This is a genomic window from Rhodococcus sp. MEB064, from assembly GCF_000834565.1.
In the GTDB taxonomy this organism is placed as follows: Bacteria; Actinomycetota; Actinomycetes; order Mycobacteriales; family Mycobacteriaceae; genus Rhodococcoides.
In genome coordinates, this window is the sequence record NZ_JXQS01000058.1 from 67,962 (window position 1) to 93,618 (window position 25,657).

At 66.5% G+C, this 25,657-nt stretch carries 22 protein-coding genes; 11 read left to right on the top strand and 11 right to left on the bottom strand.

Features of this window, described 5'->3' with window-relative positions; all coding sequences use genetic code 11:
• Positions 1 to 18 precede the first annotated feature (18 nt).
• The 4 genes from RU01_RS18985 (at position 19) to RU01_RS19000 (ending at position 4,280) form a co-directional block, all read left to right on the top strand.
• Entirely contained in the window at positions 19 to 1,107 is a 1,089-nt protein-coding gene (locus RU01_RS18985; protein WP_042576144.1) for a CaiB/BaiF CoA transferase family protein, read from the top strand.
• Entirely contained in the window at positions 1,108 to 1,710 is a 603-nt protein-coding gene (locus RU01_RS18990; RefSeq protein ID WP_042576145.1) for a class I SAM-dependent methyltransferase, read from the top strand.
• Positions 1,711 to 1,836: 126 nt separating this feature from the next.
• On the top strand, positions 1,837 to 3,672 hold the full coding sequence (locus RU01_RS18995) for an acyl-CoA dehydrogenase (protein WP_042576146.1): 1,836 nt from the start codon (positions 1,837 to 1,839) through the stop codon (positions 3,670 to 3,672).
• A gap of 137 nt (positions 3,673 to 3,809) precedes the next feature.
• A complete protein-coding gene (locus RU01_RS19000) occupies positions 3,810 to 4,280 on the top strand; it encodes a DUF4383 domain-containing protein (RefSeq protein ID WP_197074825.1) in 471 nt (156 codons plus the stop codon).
• Positions 4,281 to 4,304: 24 nt separating this feature from the next.
• Here RU01_RS19000 and RU01_RS19005 read toward each other — a convergent pair whose 3' ends face one another.
• Positions 4,305 to 5,390 (bottom strand): ABC transporter ATP-binding protein, encoded by a 1,086-nt coding sequence (locus tag RU01_RS19005; protein ID WP_042576147.1) that lies wholly within the window; start codon positions 5,388 to 5,390, stop codon positions 4,305 to 4,307.
• 190 nt (positions 5,391 to 5,580) lie between these two features.
• Between RU01_RS19005 and RU01_RS19010 the strand changes: the two genes are divergently transcribed.
• A complete protein-coding gene (locus RU01_RS19010) occupies positions 5,581 to 6,387 on the top strand; it encodes an NAD-dependent epimerase/dehydratase family protein (protein WP_042576148.1) in 807 nt (268 codons plus the stop codon).
• Between the two features lie 43 nt (positions 6,388 to 6,430).
• Here the strand turns inward: RU01_RS19010 and RU01_RS19015 are convergent, their stop codons facing one another.
• Positions 6,431 to 7,612, bottom strand: a complete 1,182-nt coding sequence (locus tag RU01_RS19015; protein WP_042576149.1) for a hypothetical protein — start codon at positions 7,610 to 7,612, stop codon at positions 6,431 to 6,433.
• Positions 7,613 to 7,654: 42 nt separating this feature from the next.
• Here RU01_RS19015 and RU01_RS19020 point away from each other — a divergent pair, with 42 nt between their 5' ends.
• The 6 genes from RU01_RS19020 (at position 7,655) to RU01_RS19045 (ending at position 14,127) form a co-directional block, all read left to right on the top strand.
• Complete coding sequence (locus RU01_RS19020) at positions 7,655 to 8,758, top strand: dienelactone hydrolase family protein (RefSeq protein WP_042576150.1); 1,104 nt, start codon at positions 7,655 to 7,657, stop codon at positions 8,756 to 8,758.
• Positions 8,759 to 8,849: 91 nt separating this feature from the next.
• On the top strand, positions 8,850 to 9,800 hold the full coding sequence (locus tag RU01_RS19025) for a carbohydrate ABC transporter permease (protein WP_042576151.1): 951 nt from the start codon (positions 8,850 to 8,852) through the stop codon (positions 9,798 to 9,800).
• A gap of 6 nt (positions 9,801 to 9,806) precedes the next feature.
• A complete protein-coding gene (locus tag RU01_RS19030) occupies positions 9,807 to 10,685 on the top strand; it encodes a carbohydrate ABC transporter permease (protein ID WP_042576152.1) in 879 nt (292 codons plus the stop codon).
• Between the two features lie 44 nt (positions 10,686 to 10,729).
• On the top strand, positions 10,730 to 12,061 hold the full coding sequence (locus tag RU01_RS19035; RefSeq protein ID WP_042576153.1) for an ABC transporter substrate-binding protein: 1,332 nt from the start codon (positions 10,730 to 10,732) through the stop codon (positions 12,059 to 12,061).
• Positions 12,062 to 12,117: 56 nt separating this feature from the next.
• On the top strand, positions 12,118 to 13,257 hold the full coding sequence (locus RU01_RS19040; protein WP_231568779.1) for an enolase C-terminal domain-like protein: 1,140 nt from the start codon (positions 12,118 to 12,120) through the stop codon (positions 13,255 to 13,257).
• Positions 13,258 to 13,329: 72 nt separating this feature from the next.
• A complete protein-coding gene (locus RU01_RS19045; protein ID WP_042576345.1) occupies positions 13,330 to 14,127 on the top strand; it encodes an IclR family transcriptional regulator in 798 nt (265 codons plus the stop codon).
• A 3-nt stretch (positions 14,128 to 14,130) separates the two neighbouring features.
• On the opposite strand, the gene RU01_RS19050 is transcribed toward RU01_RS19045, so the two are convergent.
• The 9 genes from RU01_RS19050 to RU01_RS19090 all read right to left on the bottom strand — a co-directional run bounded on the left by RU01_RS19050 (position 14,131) and on the right by RU01_RS19090 (position 25,608).
• A complete protein-coding gene (locus RU01_RS19050) occupies positions 14,131 to 14,934 on the bottom strand; it encodes an HpcH/HpaI aldolase/citrate lyase family protein (protein WP_042576155.1) in 804 nt (267 codons plus the stop codon).
• Positions 14,931 to 15,404 (bottom strand): MaoC family dehydratase, encoded by a 474-nt coding sequence (locus RU01_RS19055; protein WP_331386546.1) that lies wholly within the window; start codon positions 15,402 to 15,404, stop codon positions 14,931 to 14,933. Before RU01_RS19055 ends, RU01_RS19050 begins: the two co-directional genes overlap by 4 nt.
• The gene (locus RU01_RS19060; protein ID WP_042576156.1) at positions 15,401 to 16,561 is read right to left on the bottom strand and encodes an acyl-CoA dehydrogenase family protein; all 1,161 of its coding nucleotides are present in this window, start codon (positions 16,559 to 16,561) and stop codon (positions 15,401 to 15,403) included. The genes RU01_RS19055 and RU01_RS19060 overlap by 4 nt, the downstream gene beginning before the upstream one ends.
• Positions 16,558 to 18,552 carry an acetyl/propionyl/methylcrotonyl-CoA carboxylase subunit alpha gene (locus RU01_RS19065; RefSeq protein ID WP_042576347.1) on the bottom strand — a complete coding sequence of 665 codons (1,995 nt, stop codon included), beginning with the start codon at positions 18,550 to 18,552 and terminating at the stop codon, positions 16,558 to 16,560. The genes RU01_RS19060 and RU01_RS19065 overlap by 4 nt, the downstream gene beginning before the upstream one ends.
• Before the next feature lie 8 nt (positions 18,553 to 18,560).
• Positions 18,561 to 20,153 carry a carboxyl transferase domain-containing protein gene (locus RU01_RS19070; protein ID WP_042576157.1) on the bottom strand — a complete coding sequence of 531 codons (1,593 nt, stop codon included), beginning with the start codon at positions 20,151 to 20,153 and terminating at the stop codon, positions 18,561 to 18,563.
• A gap of 75 nt (positions 20,154 to 20,228) precedes the next feature.
• On the bottom strand, positions 20,229 to 20,732 hold the full coding sequence (locus RU01_RS19075; protein ID WP_042576158.1) for a flavin reductase family protein: 504 nt from the start codon (positions 20,730 to 20,732) through the stop codon (positions 20,229 to 20,231).
• A gap of 109 nt (positions 20,733 to 20,841) precedes the next feature.
• Positions 20,842 to 22,578, bottom strand: a complete 1,737-nt coding sequence (locus RU01_RS19080) for a VanW family protein (RefSeq protein ID WP_052493372.1) — start codon at positions 22,576 to 22,578, stop codon at positions 20,842 to 20,844.
• A gap of 167 nt (positions 22,579 to 22,745) precedes the next feature.
• A complete protein-coding gene (locus RU01_RS19085) occupies positions 22,746 to 24,005 on the bottom strand; it encodes a reverse transcriptase family protein (protein ID WP_197074826.1) in 1,260 nt (419 codons plus the stop codon).
• 304 nt (positions 24,006 to 24,309) lie between these two features.
• Positions 24,310 to 25,608: an acetyl-CoA C-acetyltransferase gene (locus RU01_RS19090; RefSeq protein ID WP_042576159.1), complete on the bottom strand. Its 1,299-nt coding sequence runs from the start codon at positions 25,606 to 25,608 to the stop codon at positions 24,310 to 24,312.
• Positions 25,609 to 25,657 lie beyond the last annotated feature (49 nt).

Genomic DNA, 25,657 nt, shown 5'->3' on the forward strand with positions numbered 1-25,657 from the left:
GGTGGATAGGGTCGCGGCATGACTACTGCAGGTGGACCGCTCGCCGGAATCAAGGTCGTGGAGCTCGCCGGGATCGGACCGGGCCCGCACACGGCGACGCTGCTGTCCGATCTCGGGGCGGATGTCGTCCGTGTCCAACGCCCCGGCGCACTGCCGGCCGAGGGCATGCACGGCGACCCGCTGATCCGTAACCGCAGGATCGTCGAGGCGAACCTGAAGGACCCGGCCGATCTGGAGCGGGTGCTGGCGATGATCTCGCGGGCCGACGTGCTGATCGAAGGCTTCCGACCCGGGGTGACCGAGCGCATGGGCCTCGGTCCCGACGCGGTGGCGGAGCGGAACCCGGGCCTCGTCTACGGACGGATGACGGGGTGGGGTCAGGACGGGCCGTGGTCCCAGGTGGCCGGGCACGACATCAACTACATCTCCGTGACCGGCGTCCTGCACGCCATCGGCCGGGAAGGAGAGCGTCCCGTCCCCCCGCTGAACATGGTCGGTGACTTCGGCGGTGGCTCGATGTTCCTGGTCATGGGCATCCTGGCGGCGCTGGTCGAACGTGGCGCGTCCGGCAAGGGTCAGGTCGTCGACGCCGCGATGGTGGACGGCACCGTCGCGCTGTCGCACATGATCTGGGGCTGGCGTGGTCTCGGACTGTGGTCGGACCAGCGCGGAACCAATCTGCTGGACACCGGCGCCCCGTTCTACGACACGTACGAGACGTCCGACGGCAAGTACGTCGCGGTCGGAGCTCTCGAACCGCAGTTCTACGCCGCCATGCTGCAGGGCCTGGGCATCGATCCCGCCTCGTTGCCCCATCAGATGGACCGCGAGCAGTGGCCCACCCTGCGCACGGTCTTCACCGACACCTTCGCGACGCGGACGCGCGACGAGTGGGAGTCCGTCTTCGACGGCACGGACGCGTGCGTCACGCCCGTCCTCACCTTCGACGAGGCGACCCGGCATCGGCACATGGCCGAGCGGGAGAACCTGATCGACATCGAGTCGGTGACGCAGCACGCGCCCGCACCGCGGTTCTCGCGTACCCGGCCGTCGACGCCGGGCGGCGCCGCACGGTCGTCCGTGGATCCCGATCAGGTCTGGGTCTGAGTGGACGCGGCCGACTGGGACCGCAAGTACGACGGTGCGGAGCTGAGGTGGGGAGCGCCTCCCAACGAGGTGGTCGTCGAGTTCTGCACGTCGCTGCCCCGCGGTCGCGCGCTCGACCTCGCCTGCGGAGAGGGCCGCAACGCCCTGTGGCTGGCCACCCGCGGGTGGGAGGTGGACGCTGTCGACTTCAGCACGGCCGCGCTGTCGAAGGCCGTGAAGGTCGCCGCCACGGCGACGGCGTCCATCCGCTCGCGGGTCCGGTGGGTCCACGCGGACGTGACCACACTCACACCTGAGCGGAATTATGATCTCGTTGTCATCGCCTACCTGCATTTATCGCGTATCGAGCGTGAGAACGTCCTGGCGACTGCCGTCCGGGCGTTGAAACATGAGGGAATCCTCGTGATCGTCGGACACCATTCCGACAATGTGAAGAATGGCGTCGGCGGACCTCAGGATATCGAAATCCTCTACAGTCCAAGCGATCTCGTCGACGACCTGCACAATGGCGTGCGCATTCTCGTGGCCGAGGAGCGACACCGGCCGGTAGGTGATTCCACAGCGATCGACACCGTTCTGATGGGACAGGTTACCGACGAGTAGACCGCTATTGGCAGAGCTCTCGAAGCGGCGTAACATAGCCATAAGTTACTGGCGAGTAGGTATCGCCGCAGAACACCGAGGCGGTACCGAGGGCGGACCGCACCACTGAGACGGAGAGCATTCACCATGGGCCATTACAAGAGCAATCTTCGAGACCTCGAGTTCAACCTCTTCGAACTCTTCGCCCTGGACAAGACGCTCGCGTCCGGCCAGTTCGGCGACCTCGACGTCGAGACCGTCCGGGACATGCTCGGAGAGGTCCGTCGTCTCGCCGAGGGCCCGCTGGCCGAGTCGTTCGCCGACGCCGACCGCAATCCGCCCACGTTCGACCCCGAGACCCACTCGGTCACGCTCCCCGAATCCTTCAAGAAGTCCTACCGCGCGCTGCAGGATGCCGGCTGGGACCACCTCGGACTGGACGAGGAGCTCGGCGGACTGCCCGTTCCCCGCCAGGTCTTCTGGGCCGTGGCCGAGATGCTGCTGGGCTCGAACCCCGCCGCCTTCATGTACTCCGCGGGCCCCGGCTTCGCGCAGATCCTCTTCGACAACGGCAACGAGCAGCAGAAGAAGTGGGCCGCTCTGGCAGCCGAGCGCAACTGGGGAGCCACCATGGTCCTCACCGAGCCCGACGCGGGTTCCGACGTGGGCGCCGGCCGCACCAAGGCCATCGAGCAGGCCGACGGCACGTGGCACATCGAGGGCGTCAAGCGCTTCATCACCTCGGCGGACTCCGACGATCTCTTCGAGAACATCTTCCACCTCGTTCTCGCGCGTCCCGAGGGTGGCAAGCCCGGAACCAAGGGCCTCTCGCTCTTCTTCGTCCCCAAGTTCCACTTCGACAGCGAGACCGGCGAACTGGGCGAGCGCAACGGCGCCTTCGTCACCAACGTCGAGCACAAGATGGGCCTCAAGGTCTCGGCCACGTGTGAGCTCACCCTCGGCGGACACGGCGTCCCGGCCAAGGGCTGGCTCGTCGGCGACGTCCACAACGGCATCGCGCAGATGTTCGACGTCATCGAGCACGCACGCATGATGGTCGGCACCAAGGCGATCTCGACGCTCTCCACCGGCTACCTCACCGCTCTCGACTACGCCAAGCAGCGCATCCAGGGTGCGGACCTGACGCAGATGACCGACAAGGCCGCCCCTCGCGTCGCCATCACGCACCACCCCGACGTGCGCCGCTCGCTGATGACGCAGAAGGCGTACGCCGAAGGCCTGCGCGCAGTGTTCCTCTACACCGCCGCACACCAGGACGAGGTTGCTGCACTGCACGTTTCGGGTGCCGACAAGGACACCGCGTTCCGCGTCAACGACCTGCTGCTCCCCATCGTCAAGGGTGTCGGCTCCGAGGTCGCGTACGAGCAGCTCGCGCAGAGCCTGCAGACACTCGGCGGTTCCGGCTTCCTGCAGGACTACCCCATCGAGCAGTACATCCGCGACGCCAAGATCGACTCGCTGTACGAGGGCACCACGGCCATCCAGGCCCAGGACTTCTTCTTCCGCAAGATCGCTCGTGACCGCGGCGTCGCGCTGGCCCACGTCGCCGGACAGATCAAGACGTGGATCGACAGCGAAGCAGGCAACGGTCGCCTCAAGTCCGAGCGTGCCCTGCTGAACACCGCGCTCGAAGACGTCCAGGGCATGGTCGCGACGCTGACGCAGCACCTCATGGGTGCGCAGGAGCAGCCGACCGAGCTGTACAAGGTCGGCCTCGGATCCGTGCGCCTGCTCATGAGCGTCGGCGACCTGATGATCGGCTGGTTGCTGCTGCGCCAGTCCGAGATCGCCATCGCCGCACTCGACAACGGTGCGAGCGACAAGGACAAGGCGTTCTACGAGGGCAAGATCGGCGCAGCGTCGTTCTTCGCCAAGAACATCCTGCCCCGCCTGACCTCCACCCGTCAGATCCTGTCCGATCTGGACAACGACGTCATGGAGCTCGACGAAGCAGCGTTCTGATCCGAACGTTCCTACGGCCCGGCTGGTTTCGACCAGCCGGGCCGTTTCGCGTCTCGGGCGTTCAGCACGTTCTCCGAGGGCTATCCCGACGCGCACGGTGGGATCCGCTCAACGTGTGAGAACAGGGAGGCAAGACCATGGCGAACACCAACCGGGCCGGCCGCACAGTGGTGCGTCGGTCACCGATCCAGTGGGGTGCGCTGCTCGTCGGCGTCGTGTTCCTGGCCGTCGGCATTCTCGGGTTCATTCCGGGGATCACGTCGGACTACGACATGTTGACGTTCGCCGGGCACCACTCCGGCGCGCATCTCCTCGGAATCTTCGAGGTGTCGATCCTGCACAACATCGTCCACCTGCTGTTCGGTGTCGCCGGCATCGCACTGTCGCGGAACCCGTCCACAGCACGGACTTTCCTCATCGGAGGCGGTGTCGTCTACCTCGTGCTGTTCGTCTACGGCCTCGTGATCGACCGTGACAGCAGTGCCAACTTCGTTCCCGTCAACAACGCGGACAACTGGCTCCACCTGGTGCTGGGTGTCGGCATGATCGGGCTGGGCCTTGCCCTGCCCCGCGTCGTCACCGGAACGACGGCCACGCCGGCACGCTGACTCTCCTCGCCTCTTCTCCACCGCTCAGTCGATGAGACGCTCCCCGGTAACGGTGGAGAAGAGGTGCGTGCGCTCCGCTGCGTAGGCCAGTGTGACCTTGTCTCCGCGCAGCGGCGGAACGCGACCGTCGGCACGGACGACGATGAGCTGCTCGACACCGTCGATCGTGATGCGGCCGTACGCATACGCGTCGGCACCGAGTTCCTCGACGACGTCGATCGTCATCTCCAAGCCGCCGACACCGTCGCCGACGATCTCGAGATCTTCGGGACGGACTCCCAGCGTCACCGAACTCTCGCCGATGGTCGACAGGCCGGTTCGCGGAATGGGGACCACGATTCCGCCGAACCTGACTCCGCCGTCCACCAGGGGCAGCTCGAGAAGGTTCATCGCGGGCGATCCGATGAATCCGGCGACGAAGACGTTGTCCGGGTGCTCGTACATCCGGCGCGGGGTATCGCACTGACGCAGGACGCCGTCCTGCAACACGGCGACGCGATCACCCATCGTCATGGCCTCGACCTGATCGTGCGTGACGTACACGGTGGTCGTGGCGAGTCGACGCTGAAGCGCTGAGATCTGCGCACGTGTCTGCACCCGCAACTTGGCATCCAGGTTGGACAGAGGCTCGTCCATGAGAAAGACCTTGGGCTTGCGAACAATGGCGCGCCCCATGGCAACTCGCTGACGCTGTCCACCGGACAGTGCCTTCGGTTTGCGATCCAGATACGAGGTCAGGTCGAGAATCTTGGCGGCGTCGGTGACCCGACGCTTGATTTCCGCCTTGTCCTCACCGGCAATCCGAAGGCCGAAGCCCATGTTCTCCCCGACCGTCATGTGCGGGTAGAGCGCGTAGTTCTGGAACACCATCGCGATGTCGCGATCCTTGGGTTGATGTTCGGTGACGTCGTCGCCTCCGATCGAGATGGTTCCACGATCCACGTCCTCGAGACCCGCGAGCATGCGGAGCGACGTCGACTTGCCGCAACCGGACGGCCCGACGAGAACGAGGAATTCACCGTCCTCGATGTGCAGGTCCAAGTTGTCGACGGCCGCCTTCTCCCCTCCGGGAAAGAATTTGGTGACGTTCTCGAATGCGACGGTTGCCATGATGTGTCCTCTCACCGACAGGAACGTGTCGGACGATCCGAGTGAAGGTACGAAGGCGCTCGGCTCAGATCCCTGAGACTCTCCGCGCGTTCATGTATGTGAATGCCAATCAATATGCTGACTTCGATTCGAAGTATGTACTACCGTGATCTGCATTACAAGGATTCGAGAGAAAGCGAGACAGACCGCCATGACGACGACAGTGCTGATCACCGGGGCCGCCGGGAACATGGGGCGGATGCTGCGACCCTTGCTCCGTCGGTCGGACCGTACTCTCCGCCTGTTCGATATCGCGGGGATCACCGACCTCGATCCCACGGAGGAATACATCCAGGGCTCCGTCACCGACCGCGCAGCGGTCGCCCGCGCCGTCGAGGGAGTCGACGCGATCGTGCACCTGGGCGGACTCAGCACCGAGGACTCGTGGGAGAACATTCTCGCAGTCAACGTCGACGGCACCCAGGCGATCTTCGACGCCGCGGTCACTCACGGTGTCACGCGCGTCGTATACGCGTCGAGCAATCATGCAGTCGGGTTCTGGACCCACGACGAGTCCGACGGCATGCTCGCGGGCGATGTCGCGCCCCGACCAGACGGGTTCTACGGGTGGAGCAAAGCGGCAGGTGAGGCGCTCGCGCGGCTGTACCATGATCGGTTCGGGATCGACGTCGTGAATCTGCGGATCGGGTCCAGTTTCGACCGACCACCGAACTACCGGGGTCTCGCATCATGGATGTCGCCGGCCGACACCGCGCGATTGATCGAAGCGTCCCTGTCCGACAGCGCCAAGGGGTTCCACATCGTGTGGGGAATCTCCGCCAACACCAGGGCCTGGTGGTCGGGAGCCGAGGGCGAAACCATCGGGTATGTGCCACAAGACAATTCCGAAATCTTCGCGGACGAGTTCCTCCGGGACCACGAATGGACCTTCGACGACCCGATCCTTCAGCGCGCCGGCGGAGCCTTCTGCGATCACCCCCTGGGACAACGCATGTGAGAACCGACGGGGGTGGCCGGACCGCAGTGCCACCCCCGCAGCGTTACTTCCGCCAGTCCTTCACCACGTGCGCCAACGCGTCGAGCTGAGCGGCATTCACGAGCCCGAGGTGGTAGAGATGCAGCTCGTTGGCACCCGCCTCGACGGTCGCGGCCACATGCGCTCCGACCTCGTCCAACTTCTTCGGGGGCAATACGGACACGTATGCACCGACGTCGACCGACGTCCCCACCATCTCGCGCGTCGCCGCGACGACACGGACGGCTTCCTCCGTCCCGGGCCACGCGGACACCAACACGGCATCCACATCGCCGCTCGCCGACGGTGTGAGAGCAGGCGACGGTCCCGTCTTCCACTCGTCGGGATGGCCGTGCAGCGTGACTCTCGCCTGCGGCGCGTGGATGCGAACCGCATTCAGTACCTCACCGCGCAGGACATCGGCATCGCGGCGGCGGGTTGCGAGCACGGCCGCGGCATCGAAGTCGGTCAGCACGTCGGTGATGGAGGAGGTCGGCGCGAGCCGACCGTCGACGACGCTGGCGACTCCCTCCTTCAATGCCCGGACGACACGGTCCGGATCCGCCCCGCGCGACGACCATTCGGCACGTTCGCGATCGGTACAGCTGACCGACATCAGCGTGTCCCCGATACCGGGGAAGGCGCCGTCGGTCTTCTCGTGATGTCCCGCGTGGGCGAATCCCAGCTGACCGCACGCCTCGATGGATACACCGTGGACAGCGACACCGCGGAGGGCCTCGGCAGTGAGGGTCGCGGCGTATCGCACGACGTCGGGGTGGCCGGGCGAGAGTGCGTACGGGTAGGAGTCTCCGGTGCAGTTCGTCACCGTGACGTCAGGGTGAGCGTGGCCGAGGATCGTGCTGTGCGTCAACACGATCCACGCATTCACTGTCATCCCCGCATCGATCAACGTGGTCGCTGCCGCTGCGAACGCGTCGTCGGCACCGGCCCAGTCGGCTGCCACGGCGCGAATCCGGTGACCGCTCCAGGCGTCGTCACGCACCGGTCGGTACAACGCCGCGTGACGTGCGTCGACGATCTTGTGGTCGGGGTGGAACGGAGTGGCGGCGCGAGTGGAGTGATAGGTGGCGGCGAGGGAGATCTCGTCGACTCCGAGTGCCCGCGCACGGTCCACGAAGGACGGATCGCCCACCACGTCCCAGGGGTAGGCGTGAGCAACGATGCGGTCGACTGTCGATCCGGGCATGGCGGCCTTTCTTGAATTCACGTGCAGAGATGGAGTTCACACATGAGAACACGCGACGGCGACCGCTGTCCACGATCGACGCTTCTGCGACAGCGCATCGCATCGGCGCTCGGCGTCCGCCCCGCGGCACCGGCGACCGTGCGGACGGGTCGATCGTGGACACGCGACGGAATCGACGGGATCGAACTCTCATGGGCCGTCGACAACGGGCCGGAGACCGAAGCGCGAATCGTCCGGCCGACCGGCCGCGACGACGACCTACCGGCAATCCTCCTCCTCCACGCCCACGACGGCGTCAAGTTCTACGGCAAGGAGAAGGTCTCGGACGGCCCGGAGGGAGTTGCGCCCGGAGTCGAGGAATTACGGCAGCGAGGATACGGCGGGCTCTGCGTCGCAACAGAACTCGCGCGTGCCGGGTTCGCCGTACTGGTGCACGACGCCTACCAGTGGGGCAGCCGACGCGTGGAATGGTCCGACCTTCCCGAACGAGCCCGGGCAGCGGGAATGTCCGCCGTTCCCGCGGCGTCGTCGCCCGACGACCTCCGGCGACGATACGACGCGGCGGCGCGGGAACACGAACACGCCCTCGCGAAGATCGCGATCCTCACGGGCACGTCCCTCGCGGCACTCGTCGCCGTCGACGACCTGACCGCACTGGCGGTGTTGCGCGCCGCGCCGGGCGTGGACGCTCGCCGGATCGCCGCGGTGGGCTTCTCGGGCGGCGGCGCGCGAGCGGCACACCTTCTGGCCTGCTCCGAACCGGCTGACCTGCAGGCAGCGGTGATCACCGCATCGATGAGTACGTTCGCCGACATCGCCGACGGGCACGCCGACGGAACCTCGTGGTCGATGATCACGCCGGGCCTGTCCGCGGTCTGCGACTGGCCGGACGTCGCCGGCTGCGCGGCACCGGTACCCCTGTTGGTGCAGTACGCATCTCACGATCCACACTTCGGGCACGCCGGGATGCTGGCGTCGGAAGAAGCTTTGACCAGCATCTACAGCGGGACCGGTGCGTTGACCACCACGTGGTACGACGAACCGCACCGATTCGGGGCCGCCATGCAGAAGGAAGCCGCGCGGTGGCTCACCGACCGATTGGTCTGCGGAAGCCTTGACAGCCCGTGTGACAGCGATCATAGTTGACCGCAGTTCACGTAGCCGTCACATGTTCATATATGTGAACCGTGAAACATCCGCCCGCCGGTGACGCCGGCCAGATTTCGGAGCGTGCCTCTTGGTCACCACCATCACCCCCGGTACGGGAGGGACGCCGACTGCGACGTCCCCTGCACCGGTACCTCGGAAGCGATCGAGTCGACGCATCAGCGCGCCGTACATCCTGATCGCTCCCGTCGTCCTGCTGCTCGTCGTGTTCATCTTCTATCCCGTCGGCAGCGTCTTCTACTACAGCCTGCAGTACTACAACCCGACCACGCCGTGGGAGAACGGGTTCGCGGGCCTCGAGAACTTCCGACTGATGTTCGCCGACGAGCTGTTCTGGACGTCGTTGCTCACTACCGGCAAGTGGGTCCTGTTCCAGGTGGTCTTCCAGCTGGTCCTCGGGCTCGGACTCGCGCTCCTCGTCAACGAGGTCTTCCGCGGCCGGGGCCTCGCCCGAGCACTGGTGTTCTCGCCGTGGGCCGTGTCGGGTGTTCTCACCACCGGCATCTGGCTACTCATCTACAACCCGTCCACAGGAATCTTCAAGCTGTTGGGCGACATGGGGATCGGAGACGGTACGGCTGCTCCTATCGCGGATCCGGACACCGCGTTCTGGGCTACCGGCGTCGCCGAACTGTGGCGCGGAGTTCCGTTCTTCGCCATCCTGATTCTCGCCGAACTGCAGAGCGCACCGAAAGATCTCTACGAGGCGGCCAACGTCGACGGAGCGAGCCGGTGGCAACGCTTCCGATTCGTGACGCTCCCGCACCTCAAGGCGGTCATCATTCTCTCGACGTTGCTGCGCGGCGTCTGGGAGTTCAACAACGTCGACCTCCTGTACACCCTCACGGCCGGCGGGCCGGCGGACGTCACGACCACACTGCCGCTGTACGTCTCGCAACTCGCGATCACCGCGCAGGACTTCGGATACGGATCGGCGCTGACCACGGTCGCGTTCCTCATCCTGCTGTTCTGCTCGATCCTGTACCTCCGCCTGAGCAAGTTCAATGCCGAGAAGGGCTGATCGACCATGACGACTACTGCCGATCGCCCCACGATCACCGCGTCGGAAAGCACCGAACCTCCACTGCGCGTGTACAAGACGAAGCCTCGCTATCTCAGCGTCGGCCTCCCGCTGGCCATCTACCTGCTCTTCACCCTGGTGCCGTTCTACTGGATGATCGTGTTCGCCTTCCGCCCCGCGGAATCGAATTCGATGCTCCCCTGGCCCATCACGTTCGAACACTTCGACACGGTGTGGAACACCCTCGGGTTCAGCTTCTTCTTCAAGAACTCGATGATCGTTGCGGCGCTGTCCCTGGTACTCACCACGTTCGTCGCTCTCGCCACCGGATATGCGCTGGCTCGCTTCAAGTTCCGGGGCAGACTCGCCCTCGTCATGGCACTGCTGTGCAGCCAGTTCGTTCCCGGCGCGATGTTGCTGATTCCGTTGTTCGAGATCTTCCGTGAGATGAGCCTGATCAACAATCTCGCCGGCCTGATCGTGGCCGACACAGTCTTCCAGCTCCCCCTCGCCGCCATGCTCATGGCCGGCTTCATTGCACAGATCCCCGTCGAACTCGAAGAAGCCGCGATGGTCGACGGGTGTTCGCGTCTGAAGGCGTTCCGCATCATCATGCTCCCGTTGCTCAAACCCGGCCTGATCGCCGTCGGCTCGTTCGCCTTCATCGGCAGCTGGAACAACTTCCTCTTCGGTCTGATGTTCATCAGCAGCCAGGAGAAGTTCACGTTGCCCGTCGGCCTCAGCTACACCATCGGTTCGTACAACGTGGACTTCGGCGTGCTCGCTGCCGGTGGCCTCATCGCCGCCGTTCCCGTGGTTCTCGTCTTCGCCGTCATCCAGAAGTACCTCGTCCAGGGCCTGAGCGCCGGCGCGGTCAAGGGCTGACCGGACATGCGAATCCCTCACCAGCCTTCCATCCAAGGAGTGTCATGAAGCCTCTCGACCGGAGGACGCTGCTGCGTACCTCCCTCATGGGTGCGGTCGCGACCCTCGTTCTCGCGTCGTGCAGTTCCGCGACATCGCTGCCCGACGGCGCACTGGGCGACCCGAACAACGCCACACTGACGTTCTGGGACAACAATGCGGGCCCCGACCGGACCCCGTTGTACGAGGAGCTGATTCGCAGGTTCGAAGCCGCGAACCCCGGCATCGACATCGAATACGTCGGATTGCCCTCCGACAGTGCGCAGCAGAAGTACCAGACTGCTCTCGCCGGCGGGTCGGCTCCCGACCTCGGCATCGTGTCCACCGCGTACCTCGCGCCGCTGGTGGCGCAGAATGCCGTGATCCCGCTGGACGACTTCCTGGCAGCCTCGCCGCAGCGCGACGAGTACGACACGGGGATCCTCCAGTCCGCGCGCGAGTCCGGAGGCGGAGACAACGTCTATGGACTGCCGTACACGAGCAACAACGCCACCCTGTGGTACCGCAAGGACTGGTTCGCCGAAGCCGGGATCGAGCCGCCGGACGACTACGACGAGTTCTTCGACGCCGCCGCGACCCTGACCGACAAGGACGCCGGCCGTTACGGTTTCACCATCCGCGGCGGCGCCGGGTCCATCTATCCGCTGCTGCAATACATGTTCGCCAGCACGGGAACCACTGCCTTCTTCGAGGACGGTAAGTCCACGTTGAACAGACCCGAGATGGTCGAGGCGATCGAGAAGTTCGCCGCGCTGTACGACGTCGACACTCCGACCGCCGACGTCAACAACGGGTTTCCCCAGATGGTGGCCAGCTTCGGCGGTGGATCGGTGGGCATGATGCAGCACAACCTCGGCTCGCTGAGCAACCATCGTAAAGCCATGGGCGAGAACGCCGGAGCTGTAGCACTACCGCGGAACGAGAACGGCGTACGCACCATCATGACCGACCCGTTCCCCTCCTACACCGTCTTCCGCAGCAGCCCCCACCAGGCAGCCGCTTGGAAGTTCCTCGAATTCATGACATCGGCGTCATCGCAGTCGTACTGGAACGGTGCAGTCGGGCAGATCCCGGTCAACAAGGCAGCACGAGCGGCGCCGGAGTTCGATGCGATGCCGTCGGTCCAGGCGGCGCTGACCGCTCTCGACGATCCGGCCACGGTCCTGGTCACGCCACCCGACTACCTCTCCGACTTCGGGAAGATCGTCCAGGTACAGATGGTCGGCCAGTGGCAGAAAGTCCTGATCGGCCAGCTCAGCGCACAGGATTTCGCCGACGACTTCGCCGAGAAGCTCGACCGCTCTCAAGCCAAGTACGACGCACGCAACGGCAAATGACGCACGCCGCACACGAAAGAAAAGGGTCGATCCCGATGAGCGCAACTATCGAGCGCGTGAGCGTTCAGGTATTCAAGACCGAAGCTCGCACCACGGTCGATTCGTACGGTCACCGTCACCCGGGGCCGTCGGCGCAGACCACGCAGGCTCTGCTGTCGATCACCACGACCGACGGCGCGGTCGGGCGGGTTCTGGGCAAGCCCAATTATCTCCGGCGCGATCAGATCGAGCAGCACGTCGGCCCGGTTCTGGTCGGATCCGATCCCTTGGCGCGTGAATCGTTCGAGAAGCAGTTCGCCATCCGCCAGCGCACCCGGGCAGTCGAACTACCCGAACATTCGCTGAGCTATGTCGATCAGGCACTGTGGGATCTCGCAGGCGTCATGTTCGGCACCCCGGTCTGGAAGCTGCTCGGCGGGGCTCGCGAGAGCGTGAAGGCGTACGCCAGCACGATGTGCGGGGACTCGCTGGACGGCGGACTGTCGAGTCCGCAGGACTACGCGACTTTCGCGGTGGAGCTGAAAGCGCGGGGCTACACCGGAATCAAGCTCCACACCTGGATGCCGCCGCTCGACAATGCGCCGAACCTCGCTCGGGACATCGAGGCGTGCGCCGCGGTGCGGGATGCGGTGGGACCCGACTTCTCGCTGATGCTCGACGGATATCACTGGTATTCACGCACCGAGGCGCTGACTCTCGGGCGTGAACTCGACAGGTTGCGCTTCGACTGGTTCGAGGAGCCGATGGACGAGTTCTCACTCCGCTCCTACAGGTGGTTGTCCGAACAGGTCGCGACGCCGGTGATAGGTCCGGAGACCGTTCCCGGCCGCCACCGTTCGCGTGCGGAATGGATAGTCAACGATGCGTGCGACATTCTCCGGGTGGGGGCCATGAACGGAGGCGGCATCACACCGGCGCTCAAGACCATGCACATGGCGGAGGGCTTCGGGATGGAGTGCGAGGTGCACGGGAACGGCGCACCGAACCTGGCGCTCGTCGGAGGCTCGAGCGTGGCTCACTGGTACGAGCGCGGGCTACTGCACCCGCTCGTCGACTACGACTGGGTACCTCCGCACCTTCTGTCGATCGTCGACCCTGTCCGCCCCGACGGAACGGTTGCCATGCCCCTCGCTCCAGGGCTCGGCGAGGCCGTCGATCTCGACTACGTCGCCGCAAACCTGGTCGAGGAGTACTGAGTGCCGACGGTTCAAGTCGACGAACCGGAGTCGCCCTGTGATATCGGGTTCGGAATGGGGAATAGTGTCCTCATGGCGACACGAGACACGACTCCCTCGGTAGCGGATTCGCAGCCGGTGAAGTCCGCCGAGCGGACCATCCACATCCTCGAGACGCTCGCTGCGTCGCCGACGCGCATGAGCCTCGGTGAACTGCAGGAGGCGTGCAAGTACCCGCGCTCCAGTCTGCACGCACTATTGCGCACGCTGAAGGACCTGAGATGGATCGAGGCGGACGAGTCCGGATCGCGATACGGCATCGGCACCCATGCTCTCCTTGCCGGGACGTCCTACCTGGACAAGGATTCCGTCGTCGGTCGCGCTGCGGCAGTACTGGAGACACTGCGCGCCGAGATCGGTCACACCGTGCACTTCGCCCGCCGGGACGAGTCGAGCGTCATCTACCTGGCCAGCCGAGGATCACGAGCGGAGGTGCGTCGGATGCACCGAGTGGGTCGCAAGCTGCCGTGCCATGCCACCGCACTGGGTCAGGCTCTGCTCGCCGAACTCACAGATACCGAGGTTCGTGGACTCCTGCCGCCTGTGCTGGAACAGTTCACGGACGACACGATCACCGACCCCGACACGCTGATCGCCGAACTCGGCGACGTCCGCGCGCGGGGATGGTCCCTCGAGAAGGAACAGGGGACCGCCGGCATCGTGTGCGTGGCCACGGTTGTGCCCTACCGGATACCCGCCACCGACGCGCTGAGCGTGTCCATGTCGGCCGACATTGCGTCGTATCCCGCCGAGATCTCGCGCATCGCCGACGTCTTGACACGCCACGCTGCCGCCTGGGCTCGTGAGATGCGCACCGAAGGCATCCGCTGAAAGTCAGCGGACCCCACGCAGGATGCGGTCGGCGTGCCGGATCACCGGCGCGTCGACCATCCTGCCGTCGACCGTGAAGACACCACGTTCGGTCGAGGCCGCAGCGACGACTCGCCTCGCCCAGTCGACCTGGTCGGCGGACGGGGTGTAGCACTCGCGGATGACGGCTGCCTGTGACGGATGCAGTGCCACCTTCGCGCCGAATCCGACCGCGACGGCGTCCTCGGATTCCGCACGCAGACCGTCGAGATCCGGGATGTCGAGATACACCGAATCCAGCGCCAGGCGCCCGAATGCCGATGCCGCCAGCAGGGCTGCCGATCGGGCATGGACAGCGACGTCGCGGTAACGGCCGTCGCTCCGGCGTGACGACGCGCCCCCGAGAGCCGCGATGAGGTCTTCCGCGCCCCACATCATCGCGACGCATCCGTCGGTCGCGCAGATCTCCGGCGCCCGCAACACCCCGAGCGGAGTCTCGACCAGGGCGACGACCGACAGCGGCGCCACTGCCCGGACATCCTCCGCCGATTCACATTTGGGCACCATCACGTGCCGGTACTGCGTCGTGAGCACCGCAGCCAGGTCCGCATCGAAGTAGGGCGTCGACCGCGGATTGATCCGGACGACAGTCCTCTCCGGATCGAGCGGGGTGTCGAGCACGGCCTGACGCGCGGCATCCTTGTCCGACGCGGCGACCGCGTCCTCGAGGTCGATGATCACGACGTCGGCCGCGGCGGCGGCTTTCCCGTAGCGCTCCGGCCTGTCGGCGGGACAGAACATCCAGACGGGCCCGGCATCGATCGTCATCGCGCGGGATCCAACTGCACGAGCGTCTTGCGCACCGCCCGAGCGACGATGTCACCGCGCTGGTTGCGGCCCGTGTGCTCGAAGGTGACCACACCTTCGCCCGGCCGCGATGCCGATTCCCGCTTGTCCGCGATGAGTGTCTCGGCATAGAGGGTGTCGCCGTGGAACATCGGCGCCGGGAAGCTGATCTCGGAGAATCCGAGGTTGGCGACGATCGTCCCCTGCGTCAGTTGCGCCACCGACAGGCCGACCAGTGTGGACAGCGTCCACATCGAATTGACCAGTCGGTCACCGAAGGTCGTGTCCGCGCTGTACGCCGCGTCGAGATGCAGCGCCTGGGTGTTCATAGTGAGGGTGGTGAACAGGACGTTGTCCGCCTCGGTGACGGTGCGCCCGGGCCGATGTTCGTAGACGGTGCCCACCGTCATCTCCTCGAACCACAGGCCGCGCTGCACCACTCGATCGCTCACAGGCCCAGCTGCCGTGCGATCAGCATCAACTGCACCTCCGTGGTGCCCTCGCCGATCTCGAGGATCTTACTGTCACGGTAGTGACGGGCGACGGTGTACTCGTTCATGAAGCCGTACCCGCCGTGCACCTGCGTCGCGTCCCGCGCGTTGTCCATCGCGGCCTCCGAGGACACGAGCTTGGCGATGGCTGCCTGCTTCTTGAAAGGCTTGCCCGCCAACATGAGTGCTGCCGCGTCGTAGTAGGCCGTCCTGGCCGCGTACGCGCGCGCCTCCATCCGCGCGATCTTGAACGCGATGGCCTGGTTGCGCCCGATCGCGGTGCCGAAGGCTTCGCGCTCCTTGGCGTACTTCACGCTCTCGTCGACGCAGCCCTGCGCGACGCCGGTCGCGAGCGCGGCGATCGCGATACGTCCCTCGTCGAGAATCTGCAGGAACCCGGCGTAGCCGCGCCCCTCGTCGCCGAGGAGGTTCTCCAGCGGCACCCGGACATCGGTGAACGACAGCGGGTGCGTGTCCGAGGCGTTCCATCCGACCTTGTCGTACGCGGGGCCTGCCTCGAACCCCGGTGTCGACGTCGGCACCAGGATCGATGAAATCTGCTTGCGACCGGCAGAATCCGTGCCGGTCACCGCCGTGACGGTCACCAGCGAGGTGATGTCGGTGCCGGAGTTGGTGATGAACTGCTTGGACCCGTTGATGACCCAGTGGTCGCCGTCCCGGACGGCGGTGGTCTTCGTACCGCCCGCGTCACTGCCGGCACCGGGCTCGGTCAGCCCGAAGGCGCCCAGCGCTCGGCCGGAGGTGAGCTGCGGGAGCCACTGCTCCTTCTGCGCGTCGGTTCCGAAGCGGTAGACCGGCATGGCGCCCAGGGACACGCCCGCCTCGAGGGTGATCGCGACGCTCTGGTCGACCTTGCCCAGTTCCTCGAGCGCGACGCACAGGGCGAAGTAGTCGCCGCCCATGCCGCCGTACTCCTCGGGGAACGGCAGACCGAACAGGCCCATGTCCGCCATGCCGCGGACCACCTCGTACGGGAAGGTGTGGTCCTTGTCGTGCTGCGCCGCAACAGGTGCGACGACCGTCCGAGCGAAATCCCGGACCGATGCCGCGAGCTGTGCATACTCGTCGGGCAGAACGCCCGCCAGTGCTGATGTCATGATCGACCTTCCTCGCCGCTCGTCGTCACACGTGCGAGCACGTGGTTCACCGTGACCTGATCGCCGCGAGCGACCAGGAGTTCCACCACACCGTCGGTCGGTGCGGTCAACGCATGTTCCATCTTCATCGCCTCGACGACGACCACCACCGACCCGGCGGTGACATGGTCACCGTCCGCGACCTCGACGGCGATCACCGTTCCGGGCATCGGACTGCGGACCGACTCGTCGAGCTCCGACTCGGCGCCGTCCACCAGATCCACCTCCGCCGCCGGCGTCATGTGCCAGACGCCGCGCGCACCGGCCAACCAGAGCGACCCGTGTTCGGTTGCCACGGAATACGACTCGCGCCGACCGCCCAGAGCGATCGTCAACCGGTCTCCGTCGACGTGCGCCGTGAGTGGTCTCTCGTCCCCACCGTCGACCGCCACGGTCGCGTCGGTGGGAGTACCGACGATGGTCACGGTCCGCCGACGGCCCGCGTCCTCGACCACGATCGTCGTGGGCGCTCGTCGACCACCCAGTCGCCACCCGCCGCGGTCGGACCACGGATCGGCCGCACTGTCCGGCCAGTCCGCGCACCATCGGTACACCGCTGCCGCAGCGGCCACCTCGTCCGGCGCCGTGGGTGCCGCGTAGTCGGGCGCGACACGGTCGAGAAGTTCGGTATCGAGCTCTCCGGCAACGACATCGGGGTCCGACAGCAGGTAGGACAGGAAGTCGACGTTGGTGCCGACGCCCATGATGGCCGTCTCGCCCAGGGCCCGCCGCAGGATGCGCAGTGCCTCCGCACGATCGCGCCCGTAGGAGATGACCTTGGACAACATGGGGTCGTAGTCGCTGCCGACGACGGTTCCCACCGACAGCGACGAGTCGACGCGCACTCCGTCGCCCACCGGTTCGTGGAGTCCGATCACGCGGCCTCCTGTAGGAAGGAACCCGTTGCCGGGATCCTCCGCGTACACGCGGGCCTCGATCGCATGCCCGGTCAGCGTGACGTCCTGCTGGCGTAGCGCCAGGTGCTCGCCCGCCGCCAGCCTGATCTGCAGTTCGACGAGGTCGACCCCCGTGACCATCTCGGTCACAGGATGTTCCACCTGCAGACGGGTGTTCATCTCCATGAAGAAGAAGTCGTCCGGGGCGTCCGCGGAGACGATGAACTCCACGGTTCCCGCGCCCACGTAGTCGACGCTCCGTGCCGTCGCGCACGCAGCCTCGCCGATGCGGGTACGGGTGGCCTCGTCGAGAAGCGGAGACGGCGCTTCCTCGATCACCTTCTGGTGCCGCCGCTGCAGCGAGCACTCCCGCTCACCGAGATGGATGACGGTCCCGTGAGCATCGGCCATCACCTGGACCTCGATGTGGCGCGGGCGCAGAACGAATCGTTCGAGGAACAGGGTGTCGTCACCGAACGAGGACGCCGCTTCCCGGCGCGCACGGATCAGGGCGGGGCGCAGGTCCTCGTCGCGCTCGACGAGGTGCATTCCCTTGCCGCCACCGCCTGCGGACGGCTTGATCAACACCGGATAGCCGATGTTGCTGGCTGCGGCGACCAGGGCGTCGTCGGACAGTCCGGGCTCCGCGATACCGGGGACCACGGGAACGTCGAAGGCGGACACCGCCTTCTTCGCGGTGATCTTGTCGCCCATCGTCTCGATCGCACGCGTGGGCGGCCCGATGAAGGTAATGCCGTTCTTCTCGCACGCCGCCGCGAATGCTGCGTTCTCCGAAAGGAATCCGTATCCGGGATGGATGGCGTCGGCACCGGACGCCAGCGCCGCCTCGATGACCTTGTCGATGTCGAGGTAGCTCTCCCTGGCGGGAGCCGGCCCCAGTCGTACCGCGGTGTCCGCAGCCCGCACGTGCAGAGCGTCGGCATCCGCGTCGCTGTACACCGCGACGGAGCGGATTCCCATGGTGCGCAACGTCCGGAAGACCCGGACGGCGATCTCGCCGCGATTGGCGACGAGGACGGTGTCGATCGTTGTCATGGCAGTGCTCACATCCTGAAGACGCCGTAGGACACCGGCTCGAGCGGTGCGTTGGCACACGCCGACAAGGCCAGCGAAAGAACGGTTCTGGTGTCGGCGGGGTCGATGATGCCGTCGTCCCACAGCCGAGCCGTCGAGTGGTACGGGTTTCCCTGCTCCTCGTATTGGCGACGGATGGGCTCCTTGAAGTTCTCCTGGTCCTCGTCCGACCACGGTTCGCCCGATGCGGACCGCTGATCGCTGCGCACAGTCGCGAGCACCGACGCCGCCTGCTCACCGCCCATGACCGAGATGCGGGCGTTCGGCCACATCCACAGGAACCGGGGCGAGTACGCGCGTCCGCACATCGAGTAGTTGCCCGCGCCGTAGGAGCCGCCGATCACGACAGTCAGCTTCGGCACCCTGGCACAGGCCACCGCGGTGACCATTTTCGCGCCGTGCTTGGCGATGCCCCCGGCCTCGTACTCGCGGCCGACCATGAAGCCGGTGATGTTCTGCAGGAACAGCAACGGCACCGACCGCTTGTCGCACAACTCGATGAAATGTGCTCCCTTGACGGCGGATTCGCCGAACAGCACACCGTTGTTGGCGACGATGCCGACCGGGTGTCCGTTGATGTGGGCGAACCCGGTCACCAGCGTGGTGCCGTACTCGGCCTTGAACTCCTGGAACTGCGCACCGTCCACGAGACGGGTGATCACCTCGTGCACGTCGTACGGCGTGCGGGGGTCGGTGGGAACGACGTCGTACAGCTCGGTCTGGTCGGCAGCCGGCCGGGGAGTGCGGACCTCCCACGGAGCCGGCGTGCGAGGACCGAGCGTGGCGACGATGGCGCGGACCCGGCGCAACGCGTCGCGGTCGTCCGTCGCGAGATGATCGGTGACACCGGAGATCTTGGAGTGCACGTCGCCGCCGCCGAGATCCTCGGCCGTGACCACCTCGCCCGTCGCGGCCTTCACCAGTGGCGGGCCACCGAGGAAGATCGTGCCCTGGTTGCGGACGATGATCGCCTCGTCGCTCATCGCGGGCACGTAGGCGCCGCCGGCGGTGCAGGACCCCATGACCGCGGCGATCTGCGCGATTCCCTTCGCGCTCATCGTCGCCTGGTTGAAGAAGATGCGGCCGAAGTGCTCACGGTCGGGGAACACGTCGTCCTGCATCGGCAGGAACGCGCCGCCGGAGTCGACCAGATACACGCAGGGAAGGCGGTTCTGAAGTGCGATCTCCTGCGCACGGAGGTGCTTCTTGACCGTCATCGGGTAGTAGGTGCCGCCCTTGACCGTGGCGTCGTTGGCCACGATCATCACCTCGCGCCCGGACACCCTGCCGATCCCGGCGATGACCCCCGCACCCGGGCACGCGTCGTCGTACATGCCGTTGGCGGCCAGCGGGGCGATCTCGAGGAAGGGACTCCCGTCGTCGAGAAGCGTGTCGACGCGGTCACGCGGGAGCAGTTTGCCGCGAGCGACATGACGCTCGCGGGACGCCTCGCTACCCCCACGGGCAGCCGACGCCATCGCCGCGGCGAGCTGCTCGACCAGCGCGCGATGGTCCTCGCGCCTCCGTGCACGTTCGGATCGAACGCCGTTCGCCACCGTCATGTCGCCGCCTGTCCATCAGTTAACTCCCGTTAACCAGAACAGTAAACGATGATTAACCGAAAGTCCACGGCGGCATCAGTGGTGCTCGACGACCAACTTCCGGAACTTGCTTCCCTGGAACACGATGGGATCGACGCCCGAATGCACCTCGAGCGCATTGATACGCAGCAGCACGATGGCGTGGTCGCCAGCCGGGATCTCCTGCTCGATCGTCGTGTCGAGCCACGCGGATGCACCGTCGATGAAGATGGCTCCTTCGGGCGTCGTCTCGATGGTCAGACCGGCGAACCGGTCACCCGTCTTCGCGGCCAGACTTCGGGCCGCGACGTCGTGCGCCTCACCGAGGACGCTGATCCCGATATGCGCCGCACCCGTGAACTTGGGCCACGTGGTCGACGTGTTCTGGATGCAGACCGCGACCAGCGGCGGGTCGAGAGACACGGACACGAAACTGCTGGCCGCCAGCCCGACCGGGACATCGTCGATCCGTGCGGCGATCGCGACGACCCCGCTGGGGAACGTGCCGTAGGCCTGACGCAGCGTCGCCTGGTCGAGATCGGAGGAGGTGGTCGGAGTCATGAACTCAACGGTAGGGCCGCGAACACCCCTCCGCTACCACCCGGCCGTCCGAACTGGGCAAGCTCACAGCGCCACGATTCGAATCACGCCGAGCGGAACGGCTCCCGCGCTACTCGCACCGGACGATGGGCACCGGGTCGTACTTCACCGTGCGCGTCTTCCGCGAGATCTCCGAACCCGTCGCAGCGTCCGAGATCACCCGGGTGTCACTCGTGGTGAACCCCGGGGCACCACTCGACGCGACACACTGCTCACCGCGCGGCAACCGGACCGTGTCCGGAGTCGTCGGCCGCGTGCGATCCCCCGTGATCGACTCGACGTCGACGGTCTTCGTTCCCCACAGTCGGACCGTGACCGACGACCCGTCGGCAAAGGACTCGATGACCACGCCGGTGTCCGCCGGGTTGCGGAAGACCAGGTCGATGGCCCCTTCGAAGACCGTCGCCTCCCGCGCCTCGGGATAGCGGCTGATGTAGTAGCTGTGCTCGGTGTGGTCGACGTCGTCCATGCCGCCGAAATACCCGGCGTTGTAGAGGGTCGTCGCGAACTGGCTGATGCCGCCGCCGACCGCGCGATCCGGCCGACCGTTGTCGATGATTCCCGACTCCACGAAGCCCTGTGCCGTTCCGCGCGGACCGGTGTACCCGTTCAGCGAGAAGCTGTCGCCCGGCTTCACGACGGCGCCGTTCACGAGTCGTGCGGTCAGGCCGATATTGACGCCGGATGCGTATTCGAATCCACCGGTCGTGTACTCGCTGATCACCTCTCGGATACCGAGCGCGTTCGCCGCGTCCGTGGTCAGCGCTGCAGGCAACGGTCCGTACTTCGCGGCGGTGGACCGTGCGTCACCCGATCCGGCGAGCAGGGCGGGCAGATCGGTCAGAGTCGACTGCCAGTCGATCGCCGTTCCGTCGACCGAGGGCACCACCGTGGGAGAGCCCGAGGAGAAGTCGAAGCGGGCATCCACCGGACGAACCTCGGTCTGCGCCACCTGCGGGGCAAGCAGCCGTGTCGCGGCCTCGACGTCGTAGGCCGGCTCGAGTCCACCGTCGCCGTCGGGCGCGAACGTCAGCACCTCGCCGACGCGGTCGGGTGCCAGGGTCGCGACGGCACCGTTCGTGCCGGTCACCAGCACGGGTTTCGACACGGCCGGTTCGGCGATCTCCGTCAGCGCCGTGTCGATGGCGTCCGGGGCAACCGTCGCACGCTCCCCGGACTCGACGACGGGCAGATCGAGCGGGCCGCCCTCGGCCCATCGGTCGACGAGTACCGCGGAGGCACCGTCGACGTCGAGCGTCCTGCCCTGGACCGGCTCGACGGCACGTGGCACCCCGCCCTCGATGACGATGCCGCCCTCGACGGTCACCCGGTCGAACTGCGGCGCGAGTCCGGACACCGCCGCGGTCAGCGCTGCCTCGTCGACCGTCGACACCACACCGATCTCTCGCGATCCGAAGAACGACGCAATCCTGGTGATGGGCGAGAGTGGCTGATCGCCCGCGCGCGCCACCGTGGCAGCCCAGTCGATCTCGAGTCCGGCAGCGGACGGAACCACGGAGGCTGTCGTGTCGTCGACACGCACCTCGACGGGTTGCGACGACCGATCACCGAGTACCGAGCGCAGAGTGGCCTCGCCGTCGGCGGCGCTGCGCCCACCGACGTCGATACCGGCAACGGTGACGCCGCGAGGAAGTTCCCCGATCGAGGTGATCTCGTCCGCGGCGTACAGAACGACGCCCACGGCCAGCACTCCCCCGGCGATCAGGGCTGCAAGGCGAACTCCGGACAGTCGGGACGGATCGGAATCGGGTCGGTGCGCGCCGCGCTCCGGTTCGTTCTCGGTCACCCGGCTCCTGTCATGTCGGCTCTTCTGGGGGCCCAGTCTCGTGTTCGAGCCTACCGAGCACGGAAACGGCTCCGCACTGCTGCCGGGTCGGGGGTCAGGCAGCAGTGCGGAGCCATCCTGAGTATCGCCGCCGCCCCGGAAGCGTTACACCCTCGCAGAAGTGCAGCTCACGCGTCCCAGTCGACGCTCGCCGCCATGCCCTGCAACCGCGCCCGACGAGCAGGGCTGCTCTCACCGACCCACGCGATGAGCCCGTACACGTGCGCCCGGAAGTCGGGCAGCTCGTCGCGATTCTGGGCGGCCGCGCCGGTCCGGGCAGCGTTGTGCAGCAACGCCCTGAGGTCGTCGTACCGATCACGCGGGACCGCGGCGGAACTGTTGACCACCAGACCGGCCAGCGTCTGCCGGGTATGCGACCGGCGGACGTGCGTCTTGGCGGCGTTGACCTCGAAGCCTTCGTCGAGCGCAATGTGTTCGAGCGCCCACAGGAGCGTGCCCACATCGGTGGACGACGGCCCCGACAGCGCGAGATCGTCCGCATACCGCGTGTAGGTGAGGCCGCGAGCACGGGCGAGACCCGCGACTCGACGGTCGAGTCCGCGGGCAACCAGATTGGCGAGCGCGGGCGAGGTCGGGGCACCCTGCGGCAGATGCGGCGTCCGCATCACCGCGGCGCGGCGGGTGGTCAGCCTCGTCGCCTCGTCCACCGGCATCGCGGTCGTGCAAATTCCGGCCAGCAGGGCCGCCACCTTCGAGGGATACCCGCAGGCTTCGAAGACCACCCGCACGCGCGGGGCGGTGACCGTCGCGAAGAAGTCGGCGAGGTCCACGCGGACCACTACGTCCTGCTGCTCGTGGGGTCGGGCGAACGTCACGGCGCTGCGACCGGCACGGAAGCCGTGCGCGGCGGAGTGCGGCTCGACGTGGTCGACGATGCGATGCAGCACGCGGCGCTGCATCTCGCGCATCCGCGGCTTCGGCACCTCCAGAATCCGAATGTTCCCGAGATCCGACCGGCCTCCGGCCTTCCCGCCCGCCTTCTTCGGCACCTCGACCGCCCGGTAGTGCCGCAGCGGCGGCGCAGCGCGTCGGAGCCATCCGCCGAGGTCGGCGAACCAGTCGAGTTCGGGGACGGTCACATCGAGTGACGTTGCGAGGTCCGCGGGCGTCGCGATCTCGGGGACACCGAAGCGGTAGGGGCGGATGCGCGGCGGCGGCGTGGGGATGAACGGCAACCCGGGATAGCCGATACCTTCCAGCAGCTCGACCGCTGCCTCGACACTGTCGGGTGCGTCGCGGACAGCGTCGGACAACCGGGTGATGAGGGTTTCGACGTCGAACCATCGGTCGAAGGGTCCGAGGGCTTCACCGAGCTCGACACCGGTCCACGGCAGGTCGACGAGCCGGGGCGCGATCCTGCCGATCAACCGCGAACGCCAGAGATTCTGCACGGCTAGGCGGCCCGGTGTGCGGCGGTGCGGGGCGACCGAAGACTGTCGTCGTCGTCGCGCGGAGGCACGCGGAGCGTGCTCGGGCGCGTCGGAAGCAGTGACCGGTTCTGTGATTGTTCCCGAGGGTTTCCCTCGAGTCGGGTCTCGCAGGACCCACTCTCGCCCCGGCACCGCTGCACGCCCCCACTGTGCCAGACCGAACGGTTCGTTGCAGCAGGTACAGAGAAGGACCCGGCCACCCCTCGCAGCCGGGTCCTCTCGTAGGCGATACGGGCGGAGCTCAGGCCTCCACGATGGCCGTGATGCCCTGACCGCCGGCGGCGCATATGGAGATGAGTCCGCGACCGGACCCCTTCTGCGCCAACATCTTCGCGAGCGTCGCGACGACACGTCCGCCGGTAGCGGCGAACGGGTGACCCGCCGCGAGCGACGAGCCGTGCACGTTGAGCTTGCTGCGGTCGATCGACCCCAGCGCGCCGTCGAGACCCAGACGCTCCTTGCAGTACTCGTCGCTCTCGAACGCCTGCAGCGTCGCGAGCACGACCGAGGCGAACGCCTCGTGGATCTCGTAGTAGTCGAAGTCCTGCAGTGTCAGACCGTTGCGGGCCAGCAGACGCGGGATGGCGTAGGTCGGCGCCATGAGCAGGCCGTCCTTGTAGGAACCGTTGCCGTGGACGTAGTCGACGGCCGCGAACTCGGAGTCGACGAGGTGCGCCAGCACGGGGAGGTTGTGCTGCTCGGCCCACTCGTCCGTCGACAGCAGCACCGACGATGCGCCGTCGGTCAGCGGCGTCGAGTTGCCGGCCGTCATCGTGGCGTCGCCGAGCGAGTTGCCGAAGACGGGCTTGAGCTTGGCCAGCTTCTCGGCCGTGGAATCGGGGCGCAGATTGTCGTCGCGCGTCAGGCCGAGGTACGGGGTGACCAGATCGTCGAAGAATCCGCTGTCGTACGCCTTGGCCATGTTCTGGTGGCTGGCGGCAGCCAGGGCGTCCTGGTCCTCGCGGCGGACGCCGAACTCCTTGGCGGTGACGGCGGCGTGATCGCCCATCGACATGCCGGTGCGCGGCTCGCCGTTCTTGGGGATCTCGATGCCCAGCATCGACGGACGCACGTTGGCGAGCAGCTTGATGCGGTCACCGGTGGACTTGGCCCGGTTCAGCGACAGCAGGAACTCGCGCAATTCGTTGTTGACGCTGATGGGCGCGTCGGAGGTGGTGTCCACGCCGCTGCCGATGCCGACGTCGATGCGGCCCGACGCGATGGCGTCGCCGACCGCGATGACGGTCTGCATGCTGGTGCCGCAGGCCTGCTGCAGATCGAAGGCGGGGGTATATGGGCTCAGCGCACTGCCCAGCACGACCTCGCGGGTGAGGTTGAAGTCGCGGCTGTGCTTGAGCACGGCGCCGCCGGCCACGAGACCCAAACGCTCGCCCTGCAGGTTGAAGCGGCTGACCAGTCCGTCGATCGCGGCGGTCAACATGTCCTGGTTCGAGGCGTCGGCATACACCTTGTTCGAGCGCGCGAACGGTATTCTGTTTCCACCGAGGATCGCGACGGGGCGCTTTTCTTTGCTGGTCATCGAACGATTCTCCCTGTACGCAAGTGATACGGCCACAGTTGGGACCGCT